This is a genomic window from Nostoc sp. CMAA1605 (assembly GCF_021596505.1).
Lineage (GTDB): Bacteria > Cyanobacteriota > Cyanobacteriia > Cyanobacteriales > Nostocaceae > Trichormus.
This window is the reverse complement of record NZ_PJIZ01000022.1, coordinates 62012-88509: the sequence shown is the minus strand read 5'-3', so window position 1 is coordinate 88509 and position 26498 is coordinate 62012. Positions and strand designations below refer to the sequence as shown.

Annotated in this window: 22 protein-coding genes and 1 pseudogene; 12 read left to right on the top strand and 11 right to left on the bottom strand. The window is 40.1% G+C overall.

Translation table 11 applies throughout. From position 1 onward, the window contains the following. The 3 genes from CV014_RS10615 to CV014_RS10605 all read right to left on the bottom strand — a co-directional run. Window positions 1–544 (bottom strand): hypothetical protein (locus CV014_RS10615; protein ID WP_236141991.1); only part of this gene is annotated, 544 nt, incomplete at its 3' end. Between the two features lie 7 nt (window positions 545–551). Next, complete coding sequence (locus CV014_RS10610) at window positions 552–1220, bottom strand: hypothetical protein (RefSeq protein ID WP_236141990.1); 669 nt, start codon at window positions 1218–1220, stop codon at window positions 552–554. Window positions 1221–1266: 46 nt separating this feature from the next. Next, complete coding sequence (locus tag CV014_RS10605) at window positions 1267–1857, bottom strand: hypothetical protein (protein ID WP_236141989.1); 591 nt, start codon at window positions 1855–1857, stop codon at window positions 1267–1269. A gap of 35 nt (window positions 1858–1892) precedes the next feature. On the opposite strand from CV014_RS10605, the gene CV014_RS10600 reads away from it, so the two are divergent. Next, a complete protein-coding gene (locus tag CV014_RS10600; RefSeq protein WP_236141988.1) occupies window positions 1893–2903 on the top strand; it encodes a metallophosphoesterase in 1011 nt (336 codons plus the stop codon). 178 nt (window positions 2904–3081) lie between these two features. On the opposite strand, the gene CV014_RS10595 is transcribed toward CV014_RS10600, so the two are convergent. From CV014_RS10595 to CV014_RS10585, 3 genes are all read right to left on the bottom strand, one after another. After that, window positions 3082–3996, bottom strand: coding sequence for an alpha/beta hydrolase (locus CV014_RS10595; RefSeq protein ID WP_236141987.1), 915 nt, complete (start codon window positions 3994–3996; stop codon window positions 3082–3084). Between the two features lie 31 nt (window positions 3997–4027). After that, window positions 4028–4729, bottom strand: a complete 702-nt coding sequence (locus CV014_RS10590) for a DUF459 domain-containing protein (RefSeq protein ID WP_236141986.1) — start codon at window positions 4727–4729, stop codon at window positions 4028–4030. A 311-nt stretch (window positions 4730–5040) separates the two neighbouring features. Beyond that, window positions 5041–6315, bottom strand: a complete 1275-nt coding sequence (locus CV014_RS10585) for an MBOAT family O-acyltransferase (RefSeq protein WP_236141985.1) — start codon at window positions 6313–6315, stop codon at window positions 5041–5043. Window positions 6316–7365: 1050 nt separating this feature from the next. On the opposite strand from CV014_RS10585, the gene bioU reads away from it, so the two are divergent. Both bioU and CV014_RS10575 read left to right on the top strand, forming a co-directional pair. Next, the gene (bioU, locus tag CV014_RS10580) at window positions 7366–8370 is read left to right on the top strand and encodes a (S)-8-amino-7-oxononanoate synthase BioU (protein WP_236141984.1); all 1005 of its coding nucleotides are present in this window, start codon (window positions 7366–7368) and stop codon (window positions 8368–8370) included. A 509-nt stretch (window positions 8371–8879) separates the two neighbouring features. Continuing rightward, entirely contained in the window at window positions 8880–9401 is a 522-nt protein-coding gene (locus tag CV014_RS10575) for an orange carotenoid protein N-terminal domain-containing protein (RefSeq protein ID WP_236141983.1), read from the top strand. 45 nt (window positions 9402–9446) lie between these two features. Here the strand turns inward: CV014_RS10575 and CV014_RS29975 are convergent, their stop codons facing one another. Continuing rightward, entirely contained in the window at window positions 9447–9578 is a 132-nt protein-coding gene (locus CV014_RS29975; RefSeq protein WP_268964623.1) for a hypothetical protein, read from the bottom strand. A gap of 23 nt (window positions 9579–9601) precedes the next feature. Then, window positions 9602–11541 (bottom strand): annotated as a pseudogene (gene shc, locus CV014_RS10570) (squalene--hopene cyclase). A 276-nt stretch (window positions 11542–11817) separates the two neighbouring features. Here shc and CV014_RS10565 point away from each other — a divergent pair. Further along, window positions 11818–13047, top strand: a complete 1230-nt coding sequence (locus tag CV014_RS10565) for a glycosyltransferase (RefSeq protein WP_236141982.1) — start codon at window positions 11818–11820, stop codon at window positions 13045–13047. Window positions 13048–13133: 86 nt separating this feature from the next. Here the strand turns inward: CV014_RS10565 and CV014_RS10560 are convergent, their stop codons facing one another. Together CV014_RS10560 and CV014_RS10555 are read right to left on the bottom strand one after the other, a co-directional pair. Beyond that, window positions 13134–15827 carry a zinc-dependent metalloprotease gene (locus CV014_RS10560; RefSeq protein ID WP_236141981.1) on the bottom strand — a complete coding sequence of 898 codons (2694 nt, stop codon included), beginning with the start codon at window positions 15825–15827 and terminating at the stop codon, window positions 13134–13136. A 505-nt stretch (window positions 15828–16332) separates the two neighbouring features. Further along, window positions 16333–16491: a hypothetical protein gene (locus CV014_RS10555; protein ID WP_236141980.1), complete on the bottom strand. Its 159-nt coding sequence runs from the start codon at window positions 16489–16491 to the stop codon at window positions 16333–16335. Window positions 16492–16549: 58 nt separating this feature from the next. Here CV014_RS10555 and CV014_RS10550 point away from each other — a divergent pair, with 58 nt between their 5' ends. The 6 genes from CV014_RS10550 (at window position 16550) to CV014_RS10525 (ending at window position 22124) form a co-directional block, all read left to right on the top strand. Beyond that, window positions 16550–17380 carry a CheR family methyltransferase gene (locus CV014_RS10550; protein WP_236141979.1) on the top strand — a complete coding sequence of 277 codons (831 nt, stop codon included), beginning with the start codon at window positions 16550–16552 and terminating at the stop codon, window positions 17378–17380. Then, window positions 17380–17952, top strand: a complete 573-nt coding sequence (locus CV014_RS10545; RefSeq protein WP_236141978.1) for a chemotaxis protein CheB — start codon at window positions 17380–17382, stop codon at window positions 17950–17952. The genes CV014_RS10550 and CV014_RS10545 overlap by 1 nt, the downstream gene beginning before the upstream one ends. Before the next feature lie 4 nt (window positions 17953–17956). Further along, the gene (locus CV014_RS10540; RefSeq protein ID WP_236141977.1) at window positions 17957–20035 is read left to right on the top strand and encodes a hybrid sensor histidine kinase/response regulator; all 2079 of its coding nucleotides are present in this window, start codon (window positions 17957–17959) and stop codon (window positions 20033–20035) included. A 93-nt stretch (window positions 20036–20128) separates the two neighbouring features. Further along, window positions 20129–20584 carry a hypothetical protein gene (locus CV014_RS10535; protein ID WP_236141976.1) on the top strand — a complete coding sequence of 152 codons (456 nt, stop codon included), beginning with the start codon at window positions 20129–20131 and terminating at the stop codon, window positions 20582–20584. A 120-nt stretch (window positions 20585–20704) separates the two neighbouring features. Then, window positions 20705–21016 carry a DUF6464 family protein gene (locus tag CV014_RS10530; protein ID WP_236141975.1) on the top strand — a complete coding sequence of 104 codons (312 nt, stop codon included), beginning with the start codon at window positions 20705–20707 and terminating at the stop codon, window positions 21014–21016. Window positions 21017–21260: 244 nt separating this feature from the next. Beyond that, on the top strand, window positions 21261–22124 hold the full coding sequence (locus CV014_RS10525; protein WP_236141974.1) for a Tab2/Atab2 family RNA-binding protein: 864 nt from the start codon (window positions 21261–21263) through the stop codon (window positions 22122–22124). Here CV014_RS10525 and CV014_RS10520 read toward each other — a convergent pair. Continuing rightward, window positions 22101–22241: a hypothetical protein gene (locus CV014_RS10520; protein WP_236141973.1), complete on the bottom strand. Its 141-nt coding sequence runs from the start codon at window positions 22239–22241 to the stop codon at window positions 22101–22103. The two genes, CV014_RS10525 and CV014_RS10520, sit on opposite strands and share 24 nt — an antisense overlap. Window positions 22242–22415: 174 nt before the next feature. Here CV014_RS10520 and CV014_RS10515 point away from each other — a divergent pair, with 174 nt between their 5' ends. Both CV014_RS10515 and CV014_RS10510 read left to right on the top strand, forming a co-directional pair. Beyond that, window positions 22416–23723: a TldD/PmbA family protein gene (locus CV014_RS10515; protein ID WP_236141972.1), complete on the top strand. Its 1308-nt coding sequence runs from the start codon at window positions 22416–22418 to the stop codon at window positions 23721–23723. A gap of 122 nt (window positions 23724–23845) precedes the next feature. Beyond that, window positions 23846–26443 carry a chloride channel protein gene (locus CV014_RS10510; RefSeq protein WP_236141971.1) on the top strand — a complete coding sequence of 866 codons (2598 nt, stop codon included), beginning with the start codon at window positions 23846–23848 and terminating at the stop codon, window positions 26441–26443. Window positions 26444–26498: the final 55 nt, after the last annotated feature.

Here is a 26498-nt window from a genome sequence, read left to right as displayed (position 1 = left end):
TGGGAAGTCCAGAAATAATTAGCAAAGGAATTACAAGAAATACCACGACACAAATTAAGAAAGCATAATTCCTTTTCTTACCTCGCCATCTTTCGGCAATAAATCCGACGGGGGTAATGTTGTGTAGAATTGCAAGAACTAATAATGTCAGAGTGGCTGAAGCAAATATCCCAAATGACAAAAGTAAGCATAATATAGTTCCGAAAATTCCGAGCCGCCAGTCTTTTTTGGCTAATATTGGAATGACAAGAATAACTAGTGCTACTACACAACTTAATTCTAAAGTGATGCTTAACCAGGTGGGTATTAAACTCAATACTTGTAAACTTCGCAAACCAATGATGAGAATTAATAACTGACTCATCCGCCAACATAGATTATTTCCGAGACGTTGACGAAAGCGATTATCAACATAATGTAGTTCCGTTAACACATGAGTCAGCCCAAAGGCTGCTAGAGTACAAGTATAAGTAGCTAGAGGAAACGCTACTGATAATATGGCACTAGTTAATACTAGAGCAACAGCCGCAAATATTGACATCATCTGTAAATTAATTTTGATTTCTAAAAATTTTAGTGCGGCGATAAACTAGCATAATCCCAAAGATAGATATGCTCGGAATTATCAAGTTAAATAAATTAAATTTATGCTTGAGAGAAGGTGAAGGTCGATTATCTTGTGATTGATAAGGTTTTCTTTCGGAATTACCTTGTTGATAGGTGTAGATAATTTCCTGATATTTTAAATCCAGAGATTTAGGGGCAATAGCTGTAATTTTTAGGACTTCTGTTACTTGTTTAATGCCATATCTATCAGGTAATCTTTCTACAGGATTAATAGTATTTTTGGCAGGAATTAATTGAGATTTTCTGCTGTTAAAGTCTTTGAGTGATTCTCTATTTCCATTGATGATAATATCTTGAGATTTAACCTGAGATTTTCTGATGGCATAGATATTACTGTATTGTCTGTATCCATTTAATCTTTCACACTGCCCTGGTTTGAGAATTACATTGTATGTGCCTAAACCGGGATTGGCTGATTGTATATTAGCAATTAATAAGTAATTAGAATATTTGTTAAGATTTGCTACTTGAAAACAGTAATCTACGCGAGATGTTCCAGGGGATAAAACATCAGCCGAGGCTGTAGGTAGTTGGATAAAGGTAATAAAAGTTAGTAAAATTAAGCTTTTGAGGACGTTCTTGAGTAATTGCATAAGACTATTCAAAATAAATTCATCGTTAATAGTTATAACCTCCTCATTACCAATCGTCAGATACTCGAAACCAATACCAGTTTTCATCTAAGGAAAAGACTTGATAATTCGCCATCCCAAAAGGACTTCCTTCTCGATTAGGTTGATAAACAAAACCATAGGATGTGGTATCGGGACTAAAACCACTACCACCTGAGTAGACACGGAAATATACGCCTCCACGGGAATCAATGGCTAATTCATCTACTGTATATAAACCTAGTCGTCTATCTAGCGTCGTTTTCCTATTAACAGAGAAGGGAATTCGCACTCTGGTTTGTTCAAATGCTGATCGCGATATCATAAAAGCTAAACGACGCGGAATATAGAATTTGAGTAGGATATAAGAGACTAGAATTATAGTAGCGATCGCCCCTATCCTCCGCCAAGGAACTTGTATATCTCTCAAATTTATCCTTCGTCCTACCACTACTAAAAACATGATTCCGACGATGAAAAACCCAGGAATGCTAAGAATTGATACTAAGGTAACGATAAAAATTAGACTATCCAGTACGCCTGGATAGATGCTGATTATCAGCAGTGCGGTGCAAATGACGCAGATAATAAATAATGCTACATTAATAATAATTTTCATGTCATAAATATAAGTTTTTTAATAAATTTGGCATCATGCGAACGATAGTAGTTGGTGACATTCATGGTTGCTATGAAGAATTACTTCACCTATTAACCAAAGTCAAACTTACAGAGGAAGATTGTTTAATTTCATTAGGTGATATCGTTGATCGCGGTGTTGATTCCGTGAAAGTATACGAATTTCTCAAACAACGTCCTAACACAATTGTGTTGATGGGAAATCATGAACGTAAGCACCTACGTCAGACTCTCTCCTATTCACAGGAAATCGTCAAGTTACAATTTGGCGATCGCTATATAGAATTTTTAGAATGGGTGAGTCATTTACCCTATTATCATGAAACGGAAAACGCCATTTTCGTCCATGCGGCTGTAGAAGATGGTATACCCCTCCATCAGCAAAAAGAAGAGGTTTTATGTGGCTGTACGGCTGGGGAAAAGCATCTAGAAAAACTCTATGGTAGGACTTACTGGAGTCAGTTGTATACTGGCGCAAAACCAGTTATCTTTGGTCATCATGTTGTCGGAAATGAACCGTTAATTATCACAGGAAAAATATACGGTATTGATACAGGTGCTTGTCATGGAGGGAGATTAACTGCATTAATTTTACCTACCTTTGAGATTGTACAGGTACAAGCCCCTAAAGACTATTGGCACGACGAGATGATTAAATGGCAATTACCCGTGATGCAGGCTAAACCGTGGGGTAGTTATAAGTGGGATAAAATTCAAGCCATCTGTAATGATTTTAAAACCTCTTCTCATCGAGATGTAGCAGCTTTTATGCGTGAAAAGCAAAAGTGGGTAAATCATTTACTCAGCTTTGCTCCTACAATCATTCTGAAAGTAGAAGAAAAACTCACAGAATTGATTTCGCTTTATGGTCAAGATAATTTCAAGAAACCAGCTAGCTGTTTTAGCTACGCCACTCTTTTATATAAAGCTAACGCCAGTCATCTTACAGTAGACTTTCTCAAGGAAACATTACCAACACCAGATAAATGGTTGCAGGTAATGAATGATTTGGAGATTAGGTATTAAATCAACATAAACAGCTTCCTAATTTCTTACTTTTTTACTATAGGAATCCGCTTTGATTCCTGAAATTATTTGCGTAGGGAGAGAACAGGAAACAGGGAACAGGGAACAGGAAAGAAGGAATCAAAGTGTACTGAGTTCTTTTCAAAAATCAGATAGGAATCCTATATCTAAAACTTATTTATTTAATTACGCCTTGCTTAATCAAGAAGGTTTTAATAGTGGCATAAATTTGCTTTTTCTGCACCTTACTAAAACCTCCATGTTCTGCACCCTTAACAGTAAATAATTGATTTACTGTTCCAACGTGACGCAATGCTTGATGTAATCTAATTGCATGGCCGTAAGGCACAAAATTATCTTTTTCTCCATGTATAGTCAGAATTGGGGGTAGATTACGACGCACAAAGTTAATCGGAGAAACATTTCTAGCAATTTCCATTTCTCTTGGGGAATTACGATTACCAAACCACTGCACAGCAAAATACTTTTGATTACGACCAACTAACAAATCATTAACATCCGTAATTCCAGACCAATTAACTATAGCAGCAACTTTTGTTTGTTGACTTTCTGGACAATTTTGATTAAATTTTGTCACATCAGGCATCATTCCTGTAGTTAATGCTAAATGTCCCCCTGCGGAAAATCCAGTCAAAACAATTTTTTTCGTATCGAAGTTATATTTTGACGCATTACTCATCACCCAATTTAAAGCACATACAGCATCTTCCACGGCTGCTGGTGCTAGTGCGACATTTGCTAATCTATACTCAATATTGACTACAGAAAATCCCCAATCAAAATAAGGCTTAAAAAATAATTCATCTTCTTTTTTACCTTTGATCCAACCTCCGCCATGAATTACCATTAATGTAGGACGTAAGCCAGATTTTGGGTTTTTATAAACATCTAGTGTTAATTGATGAGAGTTGACTGTTTCGTAAGTAATATTACGCTCTAAAGCATAATTTTTTTGTTGCTTTACCTGTAAAGTGGTATTGGCAAATGCTTGTTCCCAATTCAAAAGCGTAATGGCTAGAGAGATAATGGCAGCAATTATATAAAAACGATAAGATTTTTTTTTCAGCATCATGAAACTAATTAACTTAAGAGAAGATTTTCAATTATTTTTGAGTCTGTGTTAGTGGTTTCGATTTTGGTCTTAAAACACCCTCTTCTATCATGTGTTTTTTGAGAATTTCCATCATAATTTTTGCTCCATGTTCAGTAGGGTGTAGCCCATCATTATATCTAACCCTTGCTTTTCTACCCGTACTATCAGCAGCTATAGGATAAAATTTACCATTGACAGCAAAGGTATTCCAATAATCAACAAATTCAATTTTAGGATGGACTAATGAGACTTTTTTATAAATCCGATTAAAAATTGGAAAGAACTTATTATATCTAGCCACATTAGATATAGGATGACCTATCCAGTAAACTTTTTTTACAGGATATTCATCCAGCAATTTAGCATATCTTTCCACACGCTCTTCATAAGCTTTTTCCCATCCTGGAGTTAATTCTTCGTGGAACTTCTTATTGGCATCTAAAATATTTTGATCGTCATTACCACCAAAAATTACTACCATAACATCAGGGTTATTCTGTTGAATAAGTTCTCGTGTGTGTGAATACCAATCATAAAAGTCGATGCGATTTAGTCCCGTAGAAATTTTATAAAAGACTTTGATTTGTTCCAATCCGTAATCTGATTTTTTGACGTTATTCTCAAATGCAACTCCCAGAAAACCCATAATAGAATCACCCAGAAATAAAAAACGTTTGGCTGGTTCTAGTTGCTTGACAGGCGGACTAGTCAATGATTGTTTTGGACTAGTAGTTACTGGTTTTTTCTGAATCTTAGTTTCAGTTTTGATATCCGAGGCTTTAGCTTGGGCAATTATTTGTGATTTACCGTTAATTTCTTTGATACTGTCCCAAAAATCAGATTCAACTTTACTAAACCCTTCTAACTTAATTTGTTGAGCAGCCTGTTTAATTTCTTTAGGAGCAATTTTACTAGATGCTAAACTCTTAAAAAAAGAGGCTTATTAACCATGATGAGACAGAATGAAACTAAACCACAAAGGGTTAAAAACTTTAAGTCTTGCATAATATTAGTAGAAAATAGCTAGAAACCAAAATAAACAAATGGTGGTACAGTATTTGGCCCTAATCTAAAAACTGTATAGAGAAGAGTAGATATCAAGATTGTTTGTATAATTAGATTAGATTTCGACAGGATATTTTGTAAGTAACCACTAAATTTATCTCCATAAAAGTTCATGATAAATATGATGATAAAGGTTATGTATAATTGCCAGACATTAAATTGCGATCGCACCTCTATATTTGATGACGTATTTACCATCTGCTGCAAGAACTTTAATGATGTTTCCCAGTTGGAAGTATTGAAGAATATCCAACATAAAGTCACGTAACTGAAGGTCAATATACAAGCAAATGTCGGTCTCAATATAGATGTAATTCTTTGAAAATAAAACCGTAGCCAACCAATAAATACTTGCCTGTGGCTAATCTTGGAGGCAACAATAATGTGATGATTTAATGAGTCTTGATGAGATTGTTTTTGTTTTTTAAAATTTTTAATTAAATCTTGCCAAAGGTGAGTAACAACTAAACCAATTCCGTGTAAGAATCCCCAAATTAGGAAATTTAAGCCCGCACCATGCCAAAAACCACCAATTACCATTGTCATCAGCAAATTAAAATACTTTCTCCAATAACCTTTGCGACTTCCACCCAAGGAAATATATAAATAATCTCGCAACCATTGCGACAGACTAATGTGCCATCTCCGCCAAAAATCCTGTAAACTTTGCGCGCAATAAGGCATATTAAAATTTGGAACTGGTGGAAATCCTAAGAGGCTAGAAATAGCATTTGCTAAATCAGAGTAGCCACTAAAATCAACGTAAATATAACAAGAATAAGCCAGTGCGGCGAGAATTAGGTCAAAACTGGAATATTGTTCTGGTATTTGAAAAGGTGATTGGGTGAAGTTAAACAGAAAGCTTGATAATGTATATTTTTTAAACAGCCCAGAAATTATTAATATCACGACTCTTTCTGTCTGATAGTTATATTTTTGATCACTGTTTAACTGCTGATAAAATTCTTTGGCTCTAGCTATCGGCCCTGAAGCTATTTGAGGAAAATAAGTAATATATACTAGATAATCTAAAAACTTTGGGCAGGGAAGTTGATTTTTGTAGGAGTCAATTAAATGGGAAATAATACGGAATGTGTAGAAAGAAATCCCGACTGGAACTAATACAGATAAAATTTGAATGTCGCTCGAAATTTTGAGTATATTAAAGATTTCTTGTAAAGAATCTATGAAAAAATTATAGTATTTAAAGAAGCCTAAATAACTTAGATTCAAAAGTATGCCAGAAATTAGAAACGGAAGTTTGTTTTTATTTGTATTTATGCCTTCAAGAATTAGATAATTAATGATGATGTTTATGATTAATAGTTCTAAAAATTTTAAGCCGAAAAAAGAATAAAAAATTATATTAATAAGAAGAACAAAGTATTTATAGGTATTTACGTGCTTTTTTAAAAGACTAATACAGGCAAATGTAATGATGAAGAAAACTAAAAATTCGTATGTAGGAAATAACATTTTTCAAGTGTGAATAGCTGGCTGTAATACTTAGAAAATTTAGAATAATCAAGTTACTCATGAATTATTATGAAAATTAAGTAACCGAAATAAGATAAAACTAGGTGTATCTTATTAAGAATGTATTTAATTGTATAATTAAGGATATTGCATACTAAACTTTCTATTCCTAAGTAAAATAATCAAATTATTTGAATATTCGTAGTTATCATTAGGAATGAAATGGAAGCAGGTAGAATACAAGAAATATTGCTTACATCGGAGGAAATTGGTAATTTTATGATGAAGCTATTAGTTAATATTAAGTATATTGTGATTTACACTAATAGATTTTGTCTTCCGTGTATTCACCTGATCGAAAATCACTAACTAATTAAATAAATAAATAAATTCTACTTTTGCGTGAGGATACTGCACCTATAGGATTCCTATTTGATTTTTGAAAAGAACTTAGTACACTTTGATTCCTTCTTTCCTGTTCCCTATTCCCTCCCTACCCAAATAATTTCAGGAATCAAAGCGGATTCCTATAGCTGTTGACAGTAAATATATTTAGATATAAATATATTTTTATACTAAAAAATGCGGTTTCGCTAGGGGAAAGCTATTGCCAGTGAATTTTTAATCAAGTTGTGCGTGAAAATTTCCTCAAGTCTGAACGACTCCGCAAAAATTTCTGGTGAAAAAACTGATCTGGTTGGGGAAGAAACCAGGATAATGAAGCATAATTAACCTTTATAGCTTGGAGTTGCCATCAGCCAAAATGGTTCATACTCAAAGCTTGTGATTCAACTTAATTAATTGACTATGAGTACAGCAAATATTGCGCCAGCTATACGTGTGGGAGTATTGGGTTTCGGTGGACTCGGACAAGCCGCCGCTAAGGTGTTGGCTGGGAAACGGGAAATGAATTTAGTCGCAGTCGCAGACCAAAAAGGTTATGTTTACGGGGCGACTGGTTTGAATTTTAAAGACTGCATTGCTAGCTATCAGTCTCAAGGTTCAGTGGGTTATCTAGAACCTATCGGCAATTTAACCAATAACAGTATTCAAGACTTAATCGACAGCGCGCAACCTGTAGATGGTTATTTTTTGGCATTACCTAACCTCCCCAATGATTTTATTCCTTCTGTTGCGCGTCAGTTTATCCAATCGGGTTGGCGTGGTGTACTAGTGGATGCGATTAAACGCACTAGTGCAGTAGAACAGCTAATTGCGATGAAAGACGAACTGCAAGCAGCCGGAATTACCTACATGACAGGCTGTGGTGCAACACCAGGGCTATTAACCGCCGCCGCCGCTTTAGCCGCCCAAAGCTATGGGGAAATCCACAAAGTAGAGATTACCTTTGGTGTAGGTATTGCCAACTGGGAAGCTTATCGTGCAACTGTGCGGGAAGATATTGGGCATATGCCAGGTTATACAGTAGAAGCTGCACGCGCCATGACTGATGCCGAAGTCGAAGCACTACTAGATAAAACTAACGGTGTGTTGACCTTAGAAAATATGGAACACGCCGATGATGTGATGCTAGAGTTAGCAGGAATAGTGGATCGCGATCGCGTCACTGTTGGTGGTGTAGTCGATACCCGCAACCCTAAAAAGCCCCTCAGCACCAACGTTAAAGTTACAGGACGCACCTTTGAAGGTAAGATTTCTACCCATACTTTCACTTTAGGTGACGAAACCAGTATGGCTGCTAATGTCTGCGGCCCCGCTTTTGGTTATCTCAAAGCTGGCATACAATTACATCAACGTGGCATTCATGGTATATTTACAGCCGCCGAAATTATGCCCCAGTTTGTGAAATAGATAAGTAGCATTGCTACATAAATGATGTTCTCTCCCGTTATACCGCTAGATTAACGGGAGCTTTTAATTTATGACATTTTATATTTGATTATGTCTGCCTACTTATGAGAATTCAAATAGTCAGAAAACTTAGTCGTTTTCATGAAGTAGATGGTTGACCAATTTTTAAATATCTACTTTTGTTATTTTTATTTTTTTGATAGGTGAGATGCACCTAAAGCTCGTAACGCCCTTTGCTTTGTATTTTTTGAATATAAATTAAATTGAAAAATAAAACCTCTACCTTTTGACTGGTTTAAATTTATTTTTTCATATAATTACGTCTGCCTTTTTATAGTGTTTTAAACATAGATATTTTTTTAACTTAAACGAAGTGAACACAATTATTTGGCAAATTTAATTTGGCGTTGACTTTTTTACTTAGTGAATAAAATTAAAAATGATTTGAATCCATAAAAAATTACATTTGCCTTGGTGACAAATTGATAATAGTCTTTTAGGAGGGCTTTATGACTTCTACCAATGTTAATCCCGTAGAACAAGCCGCAGCACATTTTCAGCAATTAGATATAGACGATCGCCTGGTAGTATTGGGTGCATTGTTCGACCAAGTTAGTGATACAATCTGCACCAGTGATATAGATAAATTACCCACACAAAAAGCTGCGGAATTAGTAGCCCAAATTCAGCAAGTTTCCCCAGAAGAACAGATTTTTGCCTTGCGTGATTTGCTACCGGCTACCAGAAATGATCAAGATGAAACCATGTTAGATCCCCATCCGAGTAAAGCGATGGTGGAACTAGCGCAGGGTGGCACAAAAATTCCCACAGGCGAATATGGCGCACTCAAAGCCGAAGAGAAATTAGCTTTTTGGTATTACTTAGGACAAAGATTAGGCAGCACCGTTATCGACATCCCAGACGACTACATCCCCTCAGACCAAGCTACAGAAGTTTTAAGCAGTCTGCAATCATTAGACACGGATGATTTAGTCTCTTTCTTGAAACAAGTGCTGCAAACTCAAGTCTAAACATAAAGAATTTCAGTGTTGCTGAAGACGGGGAAATTAGGTGCTTTACCTTGTTTCCCCTTTTTTTGGGCATGGGGCATGGGGCATTGGGCATTGGGCATTGGGCATTGGGAATATCATTCTTCCTTGTCCCCAGTCCCAGTCCCCAGTCCCCAGTCCCCAGTCCCCAGTCCCCATTCCCATTCCCTATTCCCTATTCCCTATTCCCTATTCCCAATCTTTTGATATTTACCCAGGGCAATTAAGGGGAAATATTGTTGGTAATAGTGGTATTTCAGATAAAAGTGACAGGGGAAGCCTGTACCTGTGAAGTCTGCTTCAAACCAGCTACCATCTGATTTTGAGTGGATACTAGATAATTAATTCCTTTGGCTAGAGATTCACGAGCAAATTTACCGGTGGCTTCTCCGGCTGCTATTAAACCAATAATTGCCCAAGCTGTTTGGGAGGCGGTGCTGCGTCCTTTGCCTTTGAGACTAGGATCATTGTAACTTTGGCAGGTTTCACCCCAACCGCCATCAGGGTTTTGACAGCTAACTAACCAAGCTGCACCACGTTCGATTTGACGTTGATATTTTGTAGGTGCGATGGTCGAAGACCCGCCTTTGGCGATCGCAGCTAATGCTGAAAGTACACCACTTGTCCCATAAATGTAATTTACACCCCAACGTCCAAACCAACAACCTTCTGCTTCTTGTTCGTTTAATAAATAATTTAACGCCCGTTCTAGGTTGTGCGGTGCAATAGATAAGTCGCATAAACCCAGCATTTCTAAAACTCTAGCGGTGACATCGGCTGTGTTGGGGTCAATCATTGCTTTTAAATCACCGTAGGGTATGGCGTTAAGCCAATCTTGGTCATTATTAATATCAAAAGCTGCCCAACCACCAGATTTACACTGCATTGACTCTACCCACTTCAAGGCGCGATCGCAAGCCATCTGTTTTAATTGTTCATTGGGTAGCTTGGCGGCGTACAGTGCCATAACTACTACAGCTGTATCATCGACATCGGGATAAAATCGATTGTCAAACTCAAATGCCCAAGCCCCTGGTTTCCCTTGGGGATTTTTCACCATCCAATCACCATAGTCGAGGATTTGCTTTTGTAATAACCATTCTCCTGCTTTAGCGATCGCTGGATGATCTGGGGCGATGCCAGAATCTATAAATGCTCGTATTACCCAAGCTGTATCCCACACTGGCGAAACACAAGGCTGCACACAGTAACTATCTTCTGTTTCAATGGCAAAGTTATCAATGGCTTGCAAACCCCGTTCCACAACGGGATCATTGACATGATAATTTAGACACCGCAAAGCCAACATAGAGTTAAGCATAGCGGGAATAATTCCCCCCCAGTCCCCTGTAGCTTCTTGGCGTTCTAAAATCCATTGTTCTGCGGCTTTGAGACCTTCTTCCCGGAAGGGAATAAAATTAAAACTTTCGGCTAATTTAAATCCTGCATCGAGAGTGAGAAATAAATCTGTCCAGTCATTATTGCGGGGTAACTCCCACTGGACATTTTCTACACCTTCGGCGTATAACTCATCAAGATTAATACTGGGATTAACGGCAAAAACAGGTTTCTGGTCAAAGACAATTAATAACGGCACAGTGCTAGAACGCGCCCAACTCGACATTTCATAGATATTCACCGGAAATTCTTTTGGTAATAGCATCACCCAAGCTGGGAGAGAAGGCAAACCACGCCAGTCATAACAACCCACCAAAGCCAAGTGAAACTTAGTAAAGATGCGAGTTTTACTAATGCCGCCCCGTTGGAGAATAAAATCTCGCGCCCGTATCATATCTGGGTCATTAGCCGGCACACCCAGCAACCGTAACGCCATATACGCCTCAACAGACGTACTCAACTCACCACCATCATCATAAAATAATTCCCAGCCTCCGTGCTGCCGTTGCTGGGAACGCAGATATGCTGCTATTTTATGCAGAGGTCTAGTTTGATCAGTTCCCCAAATTTTGTGGAGTAAAACCACCTCAGCCGTGATAGTAACATTAGACTCCAACTCAGCCCACCAGTAACCATCAGGATTTTGCAGTGATAGCAAATATTGTTGACTAGCTGCGATCGCTTCTGCAAGTTGATTGACTTGTACCCTGTCTTGTGTCTGCATTAAATACTACTCAATATTTTCGCAATGAATACGGCAGTACGGAGAAAAAATTTTTCCCGCATTTAGCAAATATTGTATTGTGTTTGAGGGATTTATTGGGGATTGGGGACTGGGGATTGGGAAGACAAGGGAGGAAAAAGTAATGAGTAATGAGTAATGAGTAATGAGTAATGAGTAATGAGTAATGAGTAATGAGTAATGAGTAATGAGTAATAAGTAATAAGTAATAAGTAATAAGTAATGACTAATGACTGTTGACTATTGACTAGGAGCAATATGGGTGCATTTATCTTGGGAATCACATTACTATCTTTATTGATTTGGTTGGGGTTGTTGACTTTGCGGGGGCAATTTTGGCGAGTAGATCCGCAGTTAGAAGCGGTTGAGGTTGTGTTAACGTCTTTACCTAAAGTGTGTGTAGTCGTGCCGGCGCGTAATGAGGCGGAGTTGTTACCGATTACACTGCGATCGCTTTTACTTCAAGACTACCCTGGGGAGTTTCATGTCTTCTTGGTAGATGATCATAGTACAGATGGGACAGCTGCTTTTGCTGAAGGGGTTGCCCATGCTGTTGATAAGGCGCAACAGTTACATATTATTTCTAGTGTATCTTTACCGCCTGGCTGGTCTGGTAAACTCTGGGCGGTAGAACAAGGGATTCAAAACGCTACAAAATTAGCACCAGATTATTTTTTCCTAACTGATGCAGATATTGAACATGATGTCAATAATCTGCGGCGATTAGTTGCCCAGGCTGAACAAGAAGATTTAGATTTAGCTTCTATTATGGTGAAGCTGAGATGTCAAAGCTTTTGGGAAAAACTGTTAATTCCGGCATTTGTTTTCTTCTTTCAAAAACTCTATCCCTTTCGTTGGGTAAATAATCCTCAAAATAAAACTGCTGCTGCTGCTGGTGGTTCTATTTTAATTCGCACTACAGCATTAGAGAGAATTGGCGGTATTTCAGCCATCCGTCAAGCTTTAATTGATGACTGTGCTTTAGCGCAAGCTGTAAAAGGGACTGGGGATTGGGGATTAGGGATTGGGGACTGGGAAAGAGGGAACAATACTCCCTCATCTTTCCCAACTCCCTCTAAAAAAATTTGGTTGGGTTTGAGTTCTTTGACTCGCAGTCTGCGCCCTTATCCATCTTTGCAAACTATTTGGGATATGGTGGCGCGGACTGCATATACTCAATTAAATTATTCTCCCTGGTTACTGTTGGGAACTATAGTGGCGATGACGTTGATTTATTTAGTTCCGCCTTTGGGTTTACTTATAGGTGCATTGCTAGGAAATCAACTTATTGCACTTACTGGTTTAATTACATGGTTGTTGATGACTTTGGCTTATTTTCCAACAGTGCGTTTTTACCGATGTTCATTTGTATTTGCTTTTAGTTTACCGGCGATCGCTTTTCTTTACACCCTCATGACTATAGATTCTGCCTTCCGCCATTGGCAAGGACGCGGCGGTGCGTGGAAAGGCAGAGTTTATCCCAGTTAACCCAAAATAATATTAATGGGGTTAGGGGGGATCAAAACCTTAACTGAACCGTATTGCCCTATGCCCGATTCCCCATGCCCAAATTATTAACCTCTAGATAGTAATTGGGCATTTAAGGCTTTGGTGATGCGATCGCTAGAAAATTGTAAGTGAGCTATTGTATAAATATCCAGTTGGGGGGCGAATTTTTGCAGTTGATAGTCAATGGCTCGTTGGAGTTGGTGTAGTTCATACCAAGCTATAGTACAAGCATCCTGGGGTAAATCATTTTGATGGAGGAGCATCGCTAGGAGAATATTCAGGTGTTCTCGTTGCAATGAACGACGCATACTAGAAATCTGCTTTGGTTGCGTGTTGTGGAAAACTTCTGTCCAAATACCCGTTTGTAAGCTGTCAAACAGTTCGGGAATAGACAAAGCTTGATTATCGGGGTTTTTTAATTCTAAATCCCGTAAGCGATGCAAGCGATCGCTAGCTAAGAGCGATCGTAACACCCTAGTTTGAAACTGCAAAATCCGTTCGTGAATGGGGTAGTCGAGGCGGTTACTAGGTGTCATGCTTCCCCAGTGTTCCCATCGTGACGGTGCTAACTGATTTAATAGTTGTGGTGAAAAAGTGAAAGCATCTTCAGCAAATACATACTCCTGTAGTTTTGTCAATGCTTGATGTTGTTTGTCTCGTGGAACTCCGACAAACGCCCAAGAATAATCATCATCTACATGGAGACGCTGAAAAGATTGTCCACCGATGTACTTTGAAAGTAAAGTGGCATTGCGAAAATAATATTGCAATATCTTATTAAATAAAACACCCAAATTACTATAACTTTCGCCCTTCGCCAAAGAATGCTCATTCAAATGCTGCCACATCACACGGGCGTTATCCATTTGCCATTGAGAATAGACTAAAACATCACTACTCATATCCCAAACATTAGCCAGGGGATTAATATCCCAAATATCTTCATCAGTAGAGTAAGATAATTCTGGTTGTGGTGAAGCTAAAGCAATCTGCTCTAAAAAATCTTTCTCTGCTTCTGGGATGTAGGGTTTAAGTGCTGCGTGTGGACTGGGTTTATAACCATACTCTATCGCCCACTCATCATAGGGGCCGACAACCCAAGGAAAATAGTCTCCCTGTTCTACTCCCTGGGGTGCAATATTCACAGGTACATAATCCATCACCGAAGCCACTAAACCTTTAGTATGGGTAATGGCAGTGTTATTTAATTCTTCAGGCGTTAACATGGTACTGCCTTGAAAGTTGTGGCGTAAACCCAGAGTATGTCCCACTTCATGCGCCACCACAGAACGCAGATATTGATGTACATATTCTTGCATCAGTTCTGGTTGCGGTGTTGTTTGAGGCAAAAGTGACAACGCCAAAGATCCAAACGCAGCTTGATTTGTAGATTCCATCCCATAGCAAAATTCTGAAGAATCCTGCTGTTTATCTAGAGTCGGACAGGAATTATCACCCAGGGATGTAGTTGTAGTTCTCAAGGCGCGATATTGCTGATTGACTGAACGCACCATATTGGCATCAATAATGATATCTGCGTCTAATATTTCCCCAGTCAGTGGGTTGACGCGAATTGGCCCCTTGGCAAAACCTGCATCTAGAGAATTAAACCAGCGAATCGTATTGTAGCGCACATCAGCAGGTTGCCAATCAGCATCATCAGGCATTTGCCGCACTTCCACCGCATTTTCAAAACCAGCTTTTGCAAAAGCTTTGTTCCACATCAGCACACCTTCGCGGATGGCATCGCGGTATTCTAAGGGAACAGCATTTTCAATCCAAAATACTATCGGTTGTTTGGGTGGAGATAGGGGTGCTTCAGAATCAGATGGTTCTAAATGCCAACGATTAATGTAGCGCACAAAGGTATCTAACCCGTCATTGTGCGAAAAATCTTGAAACGCTGTAATGAAATATCCTACTCGGTCGTCAGCCAGTCGGGGAATATAGCCGTTATTTTCTGGGAGTTGGGAAAAACTGTAATGTACCTTCAGCGTCAAGGCTCGACTATCAGGTAATGTAACTAAATTTGCTCCTTCTGCTGAGGAAAACCCATAAATGGCATCTATTTCTACATTCTCTGGAAAGCTGCTGATTTTACCAAAATAAGACTTATCGATTTCTAAACGGTAATCAGTTTGAAGTGAGTATTTTAATAAAGGTGTTAAACCTGGAAAATCCCGCATTAAAAGATCATGCAGGTTAATCAGAATATGATGATTGTAGGGATTAATACTATCTATAGGCAGGGAATACAGAACCGAATCACTAAAAGAACGAGCTAGCGATCGCTGTTCTGGTTTTGTAGCATCAGTGCGAAATTTAACATTACGCACCACAAAATGCAAGTGATTATTCACTGGGCGCAGGTAAAATAGAAAGTCCGCCAACGGTAAACCACTATAAATTCCACCTTCCCCAATTCCCGATTCCAAAGTTACCGCCGCAAGATAATTTTTATTTAACTGTTCAGGCTGAATTTCCCAGTAAATGTTTCCAGAATCAGGACTTTGATAAAAGTTAAACAGCCCCTCTTGTTTGTCTGTTGCTTGAATTATCTCCCGAAATCGCCAGAAATCACCCTTTCTACCTAACTCAAAAGCATCAGCAGCAACTAAATTTTCCTCCATTGCCATTGAATTTAGTTGCTGTGCATCAGGACTGGTAACTTCGTTAGCTACTGCATCATTAACATTAAATAGAAAACTACACAACACCAATAAGGTGTAGATTGCCAATTTCCTGAGCCAATTTTTCATATTAAGTCAAAATGTGGATTAATTTGCCAAAAATCCACCCTGGAAAGATTGAATTGCGATTTCACACTAAAAACGCCACCAGGCTTTCATTAGCGTTTATTTCATCATCGCTACTAGCGTTTTTGAGTAATTTTTTTCATAAATTAGCGATCGCTACATAGCAATATATATCTCTTAGGATAGATGAATAATTATATATAAAATTGTGTAACACATGACATTTATGGGGACTGGGGACTGAGGAAGGTAGGAGATGAGCAATGAGTGCTGAGTAATGAGTAATGAGTAATGAGTAATGAGTAATGAGTAATGAGTAATGAGTAATGAGTAATGAGTAATGAGTAATGAGTAATGAGTAATAACTGTTGACTGTTGACTGTTGACTATTGACTATTGACTATTGACTGTTGACTAATGACTAATGACTAATGACTAAATCCTAAAATTTTTCCTAGATTGCATAACATCACCCCTATTGAATGATACATAAGTAACAAACGCCCTCCTAGAAGTGAATCACCCCCTGATTTTCAGGGGGATTTTTGTTTTTTGGGTAATTTTCCCAATCCCCAGTCCCCAATCCCCAGTCCCCAATCCCCAGTCCCCAATCCCCAGTCCCCAGTCCCCAGTCCCCAGTCCCCAGTCCCCAGTCCCCAGTCCCCAATCCCTATTCCCTTGCACCACTATTGATTTAGGATTGCTATATCTTCACGATCCTCATTATGATTTTGCCTAAACCCGATTTAGAGGACATTGAAATTCAGTTGCTATTGCAAGGTTTATACCAATATTACGGTTATGACTTCCGTAACTATGCTCAGGCTTCTCTGAAAAGACGCATTCTGAGTTTCATACACTCTCAGGGTCTAAAGAATATTTCCGCACTACAAGAAAAATTACTGCACGATCGCACATCTTTGGAACAATTTTTAACTAACATCACCGTCAACGTGACATCAATGTTCCGTGACCCTAGTTTTTATTTGTGCTTTCGGAGTAAAGTTATACCATTACTCAAAACTTACCCTTTTATTCGCATTTGGCACGCTGGCTGTTCTACTGGTGAAGAAGTCTATTCAATGGCAATTCTCCTCCATGAAGAAAACCTGTATCATCGTTGTCGTATATACGCTACTGATACTAATGAAAAGGTACTGCAAACTGCCAAAAGTGGGATTTTTCCACTGAAATTAATGCAAGAATATACGCAACTGTATCTCAAAGCTGGTGGCAAGCAATCTTTCTCAGAATATTACACCGCCGCGTATGATCACGCAATTTTTCGCACTACATTAAAAGAAAATGTGATATTTGCCCAGCATAATCTAGCCACAGATAGTTCTTTTAATGAATTTAATGTGATCATCTGCCGCAACGTTTTAATCTACTTTAATCAGATATTACAAAAGCAAGTGCATACACTATTTCATAATAGTTTGTGTAATTTTGGTATCTTGGGTTTAGGTAAACAAGAATCACTCAGATTTACCCCTTATGAGCAATACTATGAAGAAATAGCTAAAGGTGAAAAACTTTACCGGAGGCTGAACTAGTGTGTTTTAAAATTGTTGTAGTGGGGACTTCGTTGGGGGGATTATCAGCTTTGCAAAAAATTCTGGGTAATTTACCAGCTAATTTTCCCACTGCGATCGCTATTGTGCAGCATCGTCATAAAGAATCAGATGCTACTCTCAAAGCATTACTGCAAACATATACATCATTACCAATTCAAGAGGTAGAGGATAAAGATGAAATCATCCCAGGTAGAGTTTATTTAGCACCACCTGATTATCATTTGCTAGTTGAACCTGGTTATTTTGCACTGTCGATAGATCAGCCTGTATCTTATGCTAGACCATCAATCGATGTATTGTTTGAATCAGCAGCCGATACCTACGGGGGACGCGTGATTGGTCTAATATTAACAGGAGCAAATCAAGATGGTAAACAAGGACTGAAAAAAATTCAGGCACGAGGAGGTATTACCATCGTACAAGAACCAAGTACGGCTGAAAGTCCGATCATGCCTGCCGCAGCTATGGCTGATCTGGCGGTAGATTGGATTTTGCAATTACCAGAAATTTCGGATTTACTCGTCAATCTTTGTTATTCCACAGGGAACTGAACTCATGCAGCCCGAACTCAAAGTTAACATCCTCTTAGTGGATGATAAGTTGGAAAATTTGCTCGCACTAGAGGCGATTTTAGAACGTTTGGGCGCAAATCTCGTGCGAGCTACCACCGGCGAGGACGCTTTAAGATGTCTGCTAAATCAGGATTTTGCCGTCATTTTATTAGATGTGCAGATGCCGGGAATGGATGGTTTTGAAACGGCGACAATGATTCGCAGTCGGGGGCGATCGCGTCAGACTCCCATTATCTTTTTAACAGCATTTAGTAGCAATGATCAAATGTTATTTAAAGGCTACGCTTTAGGAGCTGTAGATTATCTTCTAAAACCTATAGAATCTCATATTTTACTGTCGAAAGTGACAGTATTTGTGGAATTATTTAAAAAAACTCAAGCAGTCCAACGTCAAGCCGCGCAACTCACAGCCATGAATGCAGAATTGCGCCAAAGTGAGGAAAGATTCCGTTGTTTGAGTACCTGTTCTCCTGTAGGCATTTTTGAAACTGATACAGAAGGACATTGTAAATATACAAATCCCCGCTATCAGGCAATTTGTGGCTTGAGTGCGGTAGATACCTTACATACAAAATGGATCGATTCAGTTCACCTAGAAGAGAGAGCCAGAGCCGTCGCCAGTTGGAATGCTTATATTCAACAAGGTGGCGACTACTCAGAAGAATTTCAGTTTTATACCCATGATGGTAGCCTGCGATGGGTGCAGGTGCGCTCCTCTCCTATGCTTTCTAATCAGGGGGAATTATTAGGCTATGTAGGGACTTTAGAAGATATTACCGCCCGTAAACAAGCCGAAGAAATCCGCGCTCAAGTAATTCGGGAACAAACCGCAAGACAAGAAGCAGAAGCTACCAATCGCATGAAGGATGAATTTTTAGCCGTATTATCCCACGAACTGCGAACACCCCTCACCGCCATGTTAGGCTGGTCGAAAATCCTCCGCGCTAAAAAACTAGACGCAACAGCCACAGCCCGCGCCCTAGAAGCTATTGAACGCAATGCCAATACTCAAGTACAGCTAATTGAAGATATTTTAGATGTATCGCGGATTATTCGGGGTCAACTGCGCCTCAATTTATGTGCAGTGAATCCTGTTTCCGTCATTGAAGCCGCTTTAGAAGTAGTGCGCCCCTTAGCAGATACCAAAGATATTGAATTACACACTTTCTTGAATACACCCTTGGGTTCAGTGTGTGGTGATCCATCACGGTTACAGCAGATTGTCTGGAATCTCCTCACCAATGCCATTAAATTCACACCCCAAGGTGGTAAGGTAGAAGTCCATTTAACAGGGATTGAACTGGAAGGGGCTGAACTAGAAAATCAGAAAATTTCGGCTTCTATTCCTGTGGGTATTCCTAAATCTTCTATTTACGCGCAAATTCAAGTCATTGATACAGGAATTGGGATTAGTCCCGAATTTCTGCCGAAAGTCTTTGAACGTTTCCGTCAAGCCGATAGCACCACCACGCGATCGCACAGTGGACTAGGTTTAGGACTAGCCATTGTCAGGCATTTAGTAGAATTGCATGGTGGTACAATTACCGCCGATAGTCCAGGGGAAGGACAAGGTGCCATCTTTACAGTCCGACTCCCTTTAATCGGTGCAAATCAAGAGAATGTCAATCAGCCACAAGAGGTAAATTTTTGGCAAAGTTCTACACCCCTCCAAGGAGTCAAAGTCTTAGTAGTCGATGAGGAAATTGATACCTGTAATTTATTAGTTTGCTTATTAGAAGAATCCGGCGCGATCGCGGATGCCGCCAACTCTACAGAAGCAGCGTTAGCAATACTAGAAGAATCACAACCTGACATTTTAATCAGTGATTTAGCAATGGCAGACTCAGAGGGTTATAGTTTCATTCACAGATTACGCAACCTAGAAGCACACCAAGGCGGTAATATTCCCGCGATCGCCCTCACAGCATTGTCTCCTGAAGCCGCATCTCCTCCATCTATTCCACTGGGATTTCAGGAACATCTACTCAAACCGATTGAATCCGATAAGTTAATTACTACAGTCATCAATCTTTTGGAGTTAGCCGCAGTCGGGAAAATTTAATAATTTGTTTGGCTACTGTATTTTCATGTTTTAGTACAAATGTACTAAAAACTGTTAAAATGCCTAAAAAGCTTAGTAACATTGCGAACAACAATGAAAAAAATTGTAGCCAGCAACAAACAGCCTATTTCACTACCATTAGCACTATTACCAGCAAACTTAAATACTGCCATAGTGCCATTACAGCCACCACAAGACACAATCAGCACATGGGAAAGATTAAATACACTGGTACAGAACATTAATCAAATAGCAGCAGAATTAGAAGCCAAGATATTAGAATTGAAAGCGATCGCTAGCAATATCAACAGTCAAATCAATAGTCAAATCAGTTATTCGACAGCAAATAGTCAGCAGTCATATCAAAGTATTTGCCAGTATTCATCTGTAAGTATTCCCTGGGTAAGACAAAAGCCAGATTATTCCTTTCTGCTCACAACCAGAAAAATTGATTTATTTAAAGCCGAAAGAGAAGCCGCACTCCTCGCACAACAGCTGCGTCAACGCGCCCATAGGAAAAAATTAGGCAAGCAGCGTCGGAGGAGATAGGGGATTGGGGATTGGGGATTGGGGACTGGGGATTGGGAATAAAGCCACAGGGTTTTCAGCATATCCTTTATAATTTGACGGAGGAAGCAAATAGCAAATCGCTCGACGTATCTTAAGAGGATGAGAGAAGTTTTTAGGACACTTTTACTAATTACTATTGGTTTGTTCCCTTCCCTGTTTTCGCTATGGGTAATTCGTAAAACCCATTGGCGAATACGTTTACGGTTGCGCCAAGCCGCTATTAATGCTTCTAGAGCTAGGATACAACAAAGTCTTAGACCAGTAGAAGGCGATCGCTATTACCTAGAAGGGGTAGGCTTTCTCATTGGTGACATTAGTTGTAAATTTAATGCCCGTTGCGGTTATCTCCGTTGTGCAGTCAACCCCCACGGCCCCTGTAAAGGGTGTAGGTATTATGAGGCGAGGGATTAAGGGCATGGGGCATTGGGCATGGGGCATTGGGCATTGGGCATTGGGCATTGGGCATAGGAAGTAATGAGTAATGAGTAATGAGTGCTGTTAGCGGTAGAGGGGCGTTTAGCCAATGCTGACTAATGACTAATGACTAATGACTATTGACTAATAACTATTGACTATTGACTAATAACTATTGACCATCCTTGGTAGAGTGAGAATATAAGCAAAATATAAACTCGCCAGATTTTTACGGCAAAACATGGGCAGTATTTGGGAAATAGATTTTTACTCCCGTCCGATTTTGGACGAAAATCAGAAAAAAATTTGGGAAGTCTTAGTCTGTGAAAGTCCTTTAGATATTCGCACAAACTTAGATTCTCTATTCCGTTATGCAAAGTATTGTCCTAGTACACAGGTAAACTCAGTCTGGTTAAGGACAGCATTACAGGAAGCTATCGATAAAGCTGGGGAAGCACCAATCAAAATTCGCTTTTTCCGCCGCCAAATGAACAATATGATTACGAAAGCTTGCGAAGATTTGGGAATTCCTTCCCTACCTAGCCGCAAGACTTTGGTACTTAACCAATGGCTGCAAGAGCGTATGACTGAGGTTTATCCCCAAGAAGTCGGCTATCAAGGGGGGACAAATCCTTCAGTTAGGTTAGATAGTCCTTTACCCCAGAGATTGCCTGATGCACTAGAAGGACAACAATGGATATTTGTCTCCTTATCGGCTGGGGAGTTGGCGGAAATGCCAGAGTGGGAAATCGGCTTTAGTGAAGCTTTTCCCCTAGATTTGGCACAATTAGCCCCCGAAACCCGCATCCCTGGTATTTTGATTTTCTCACCCAGAGCTTTACCTTTAGCTGGTTGGATGTCTGGTTTGGAGTTGGCATTTTTGCGAATTGATGAGAAACAAGGCACGAGGTTAGTTTTAGAAACTGGTTCTACAGAAAGTTGGATTTTAGCCAATATCAAAAATTCCACCACCCTAGCGGAAGCAAAGGGTTTTGAAACTGCCAAGCAAAAAGCCAATGGTGTACATTTTCTAGGCGTACAATCTGATCCGCAAGCGGAAGCTTTCGCAGGATTTTGGCTGTTACAGGAGATTGGTTTGCCTTAAATGGGGCATGGGGCATTGGGCATGGGGCATTGGGGTTAAATCTGTTCTCATCTTTCTTGTGACTGTATTTACCGATTCCCAATTCCCAATTCCCGATTCCCAGTCCCCAGTCCCCAATCCCCAATCCTAATAAATGCAAAGAGATACCGATCATTTGGGATAATTATCTGCGTCCGTCTGCATTGCGAATTTATCAAATGCTAATTTACGCGGATAATTGCTAATGATTTGGGATAATGATCTGCGTTGAGTGGCGGTTCAAAATCCAAAATCCATCATTTACCGAGAGTCATGGGTTCTGAAAACTTGTTACAGGATACACTAGCAGAACGGCTACTGGAGTTAGCTATCAAATCGGGCGCAGAAGCAGCTGAGGTGTATCAGTCGCGATCGCTATCTCGTCCGGTTTTTTTTGAGGCTAACCGACTCAAACAACTAGAAACCAGTCAATCTGAAGGTACGGCACTGCGATTATGGCGCAATGGCCGGCCAGGACTCACGGTGGCTTACGGTTCTGTGGAACCACAAGCAATGGTAGAAAGGGCGATCGCTTTAAGCAAACTGAACCAGCCAGAAGTCTTGGAGTTAGTCAGCGATTCTCAGGGTGTTTATCCCAATTTAGGAACATCTGTACCTGTAGAAGTTTTAGTGGGTTGGGGAAAAGAAGCGATCGCCATCATCCGTGATGCTTATCCAGATGTGGTCTGTAATAGTGACTGGGAATGTGATTTAGAAGTAACAAGAATTGTCAACAGTAGAGGTTTAGACGCATATTATACTGATACTACTCTAAGTTGCTATATGTCGGCTGAATGGGTGAGAGGGGATGATTTTTTAAGTGTTTCCGATGGTCAAACCCAGCGCGACATTTTAGAACCGCAAAAATTAGCCCAGCAAATTTTACAAAGATTGACATGGGCGAAGAAAAATGTTTCGTCTCCTCATAGACGTGTTCCGGTGTTGTTCACATCGAAAGCGGCGGATATGTTATGGGGAACTGCCCAAGCGGCGTTAAATGGTAAACGAGTGCTAGAATCAGCCTCGCCTTGGGCAGAACGTATTGGTCAACAAATCATTGCTTCTAGCCTGACTTTATATCAAGACCCCTCAGCAGGCCCTTATAGCTGTCCTTTTGATGATGAAGGTACACCCACCAGTCCTTTAGTATTCGTCGAAAATGGCATCTTACAAAATTATTATTGCGATCGCACCACTGGAAAGAAACTAGGTACTGGTACAACTGGTAACGCCGTCCGTCCCAGCTTAAGTAGTTATCCCACCCCTGGATTATTTAATTTTTTAATCAAACCAGGTACAGCATCATTACAAGAGTTAATTCAAAATATTGATGACGGTTTAATAGTGGATCAAATGTTAGGTGGCGGCGGCGGTATTTCCGGCGACTTCTCCATCAACATTGAATTAGGTTATCGCGTCCGCAAAGGAGAAGTTATCGGACGCATAAAAGATACGATGGTAGCAGGTAATATCTATACTGCCCTCAAACAAATAGAATTAGGTAGTGATACTGATTGGAATGGCTCTTGTTACACTCCATCTTTGATAGTGGAAGGACTATCGACAACGGGGAGGAATTAGTGAGTGATGAGTGCTGAGTGCTGAGTGCTGAGTAATAAGTAATGAGTAATAAGTAATGAGTAATGAGTAATGACTGTTGACTAATGACTAATGACTAATGACTAATAACTAACAACTAACTTATGGACTTTCGTAGGTGGTTGCAGCCAAGAAAAGGGTTAGCGATCGCAGAAGCTTGTATTATCGGGGTGGTGGCTGCTTTCTCTGCGGTCATTTTAAAGGTGGGTTCGGGTTCGTTGGGTGCATTGCGGGTTCAGAGTTCTCATATTTTACCGGCGTGGGTGGCTTTACCTTTGGTTGGGGTGAGTTTTGGGTTTTTAGCTGGCTGGCTGGTAGAAAGGTTAGCACCACAGGCGGCGGGTAGTGGTATCCCTCAAGTTAAGGCGACTTTGGCTAATGTCCCGACGAAATTATCTTGGCGGGTAGCTTTAATTAAGCTGTTCACTGCCATTATTGTTTTAGGTTCGGGGATGACTCTAGGAAGACAAGGGCCGACGGTGCAAGTGGGTGCTGGTTTAGCGGCGGGGATGAGTCATCTAGTTCCGACTTCGCCAGATCATCGGCGACAAATGATTGCGGCTGGTGCAGGGGCTGGTTTGGCTGCGGCGTTTAATGCTCCCATCGCTGGGGTACTATTTATTATTGAGGAATTACTGCAAGATTTATCAGGCTTAACTTTAGGAACTGCAATTATCGCGGCGTTTATTGGTGGGGTGATGTCGCGGTTGTTGGGCGGTGGTAGTCTGGATTTAAGTATTGAATTAATGCACTATTCCAGTAGATTTTATTTTACAGAAATTCCCTTTTTTTTGTTGTTGGGTGTTTTAGCAGGGATACTGGGGGCATTATTTAATCAAGGCTTAATTTTAAGTATAAAATTATATCGCCGCTTGCATATCAGCTTACCCTTGAGGATGGCTTTAGCTGGCTTAATTTCGGGAATTATTGTTTCTTTATTGCCGGCTTCTTTTCGAGATAATACGGGATTACGAGAATATATTATTACTGGTGAATTACAGCCTACCATAGCCGCGATCGCTTTTATCTCTCAGTTCATTCTCACCTTAATTGCCTTTGGTTCGGGCGCGCCGGGAGGATTATTTGCACCAAGTTTGATTTTAGGTTCAGTTTTGGGTCACATGGTAGGGGTGTTGAGCTTCCAATTTGTTGATCAAGCTTCTCCCATTACCTATGCTTTAGCTGGGATGGGGGGATTTTTTAGTGCGGTTTCTAAAGTCCCCATCACCGCTATTGTGATTGTCTTTGAGATGACCACGGATTTTAATTTAGTGCTACCTTTAATGATTGTGGTAGTCACGGCTTATTTAGTAGCTGATAAAGTATTTCCTGGTTCGCTGTATGAAAAGCTTTTGCAATTAAATGGTATTACCTTAACTAAAAAAGTTTCTGTCGAAGGTATTTTAAATCAGTTAACCGCTAAAGATGTGATGCAACAACGGGTAGAAACCCTAGATGCAGACATGACTTTAGAAGAAGTCACCCAAGCCTTTTCTACTTCCCATCATCGCGGTTTTCCGGTAGTGGAGAATAGTAAATTGGTGGGAATTGTCACCCAATCAGATTTAACTAAAATTCAACATCGCCACTTACAAAAGGATACGGCTTTACGAGAGATTATGACCGCCAATCCCATGACAGTGACACCTGTGCATAGCTTGAGTAATGTGTTGTATTTACTAGATAGATATCAACTCAGTCGTTTACCTGTGGTAGAAGGGAAAAAACTAATTGGGATTATTACCCGTGCAGACATTATCCGCGCCGAAGCAGATCAATTGAACGGAAAAAACGCAATTCCAGGGCCACAACCAGAACCTTCCTATGTAGTTTACCAAACGCGATCGCCTAGTGTTGGCAGAGGTAGGTTATTAGTCCCTGTCGCTAACCCTGAAACCGCCGAAACATTATTAGAAATGGCCGCCGCCATTGCCCGCGATCGCCACTATGAAATAGAATGCGTCCAGGTTATTTTAGTATCTCGCCACAGTTCCCCCGCCGAAACACCAGTCAGAACTACAAAAAGTCGCCGTCTTCTCAGACAAGCGGAAGTTTTAGCCAAAAAATGGCACATTCCCCTACATACTCAAATTCGCGTCGCCCACGACACCGCCCAAGCTATTCTAGAAACCATCAATGAAAGCCATATAGACATAATTTTGATGGGCTGGAAAGGTAACACCTCCACCCCAGGACGAATCTTTGGTAACGTCGTAGATACCATCATTCGCCAAGCCACCTGTGACGTAGTGCTAGTTAAGCTAGGTACTAGTCCCCAGTCCCCAGTCCCCAGTCCCCAGTCCTTTAATCGTTGGTTAGTACCGATGGCTGGGGGGCCGAATGCAAGATTAGCAATTAAATTATTACCGGCTTTAGTCACCTTGGGAGATCATCCCCAAATTTGTTTAACACGGGTGTTTAAACCCTTGGAATTTCAGCCAGATATGACGGTGATAGAACAAGCTTTGCGTCAATTGATGCGCCGCCGTCAATTAGCGAGTACAGTAATTGCAACTCCTGTACAAGCTAATTCTGTGGCTGAGGGTGTAATTGAATTAGTAGAAAATCAAGGCTTTGATGTGGTGGTGTTGGGTGCTTCCCGTGAAGGCTTACTGCAACAAGCTATCCAAGGTAATATACCAGAAGCGATCGCCTCTGGTGTAGATAGTACGGTGATATTAGTGCGGGGAGCAATGACATAATTGTGGTATCACCGCATAATCAAAGATATTGATATTTAAACTTCTACATTTCCGA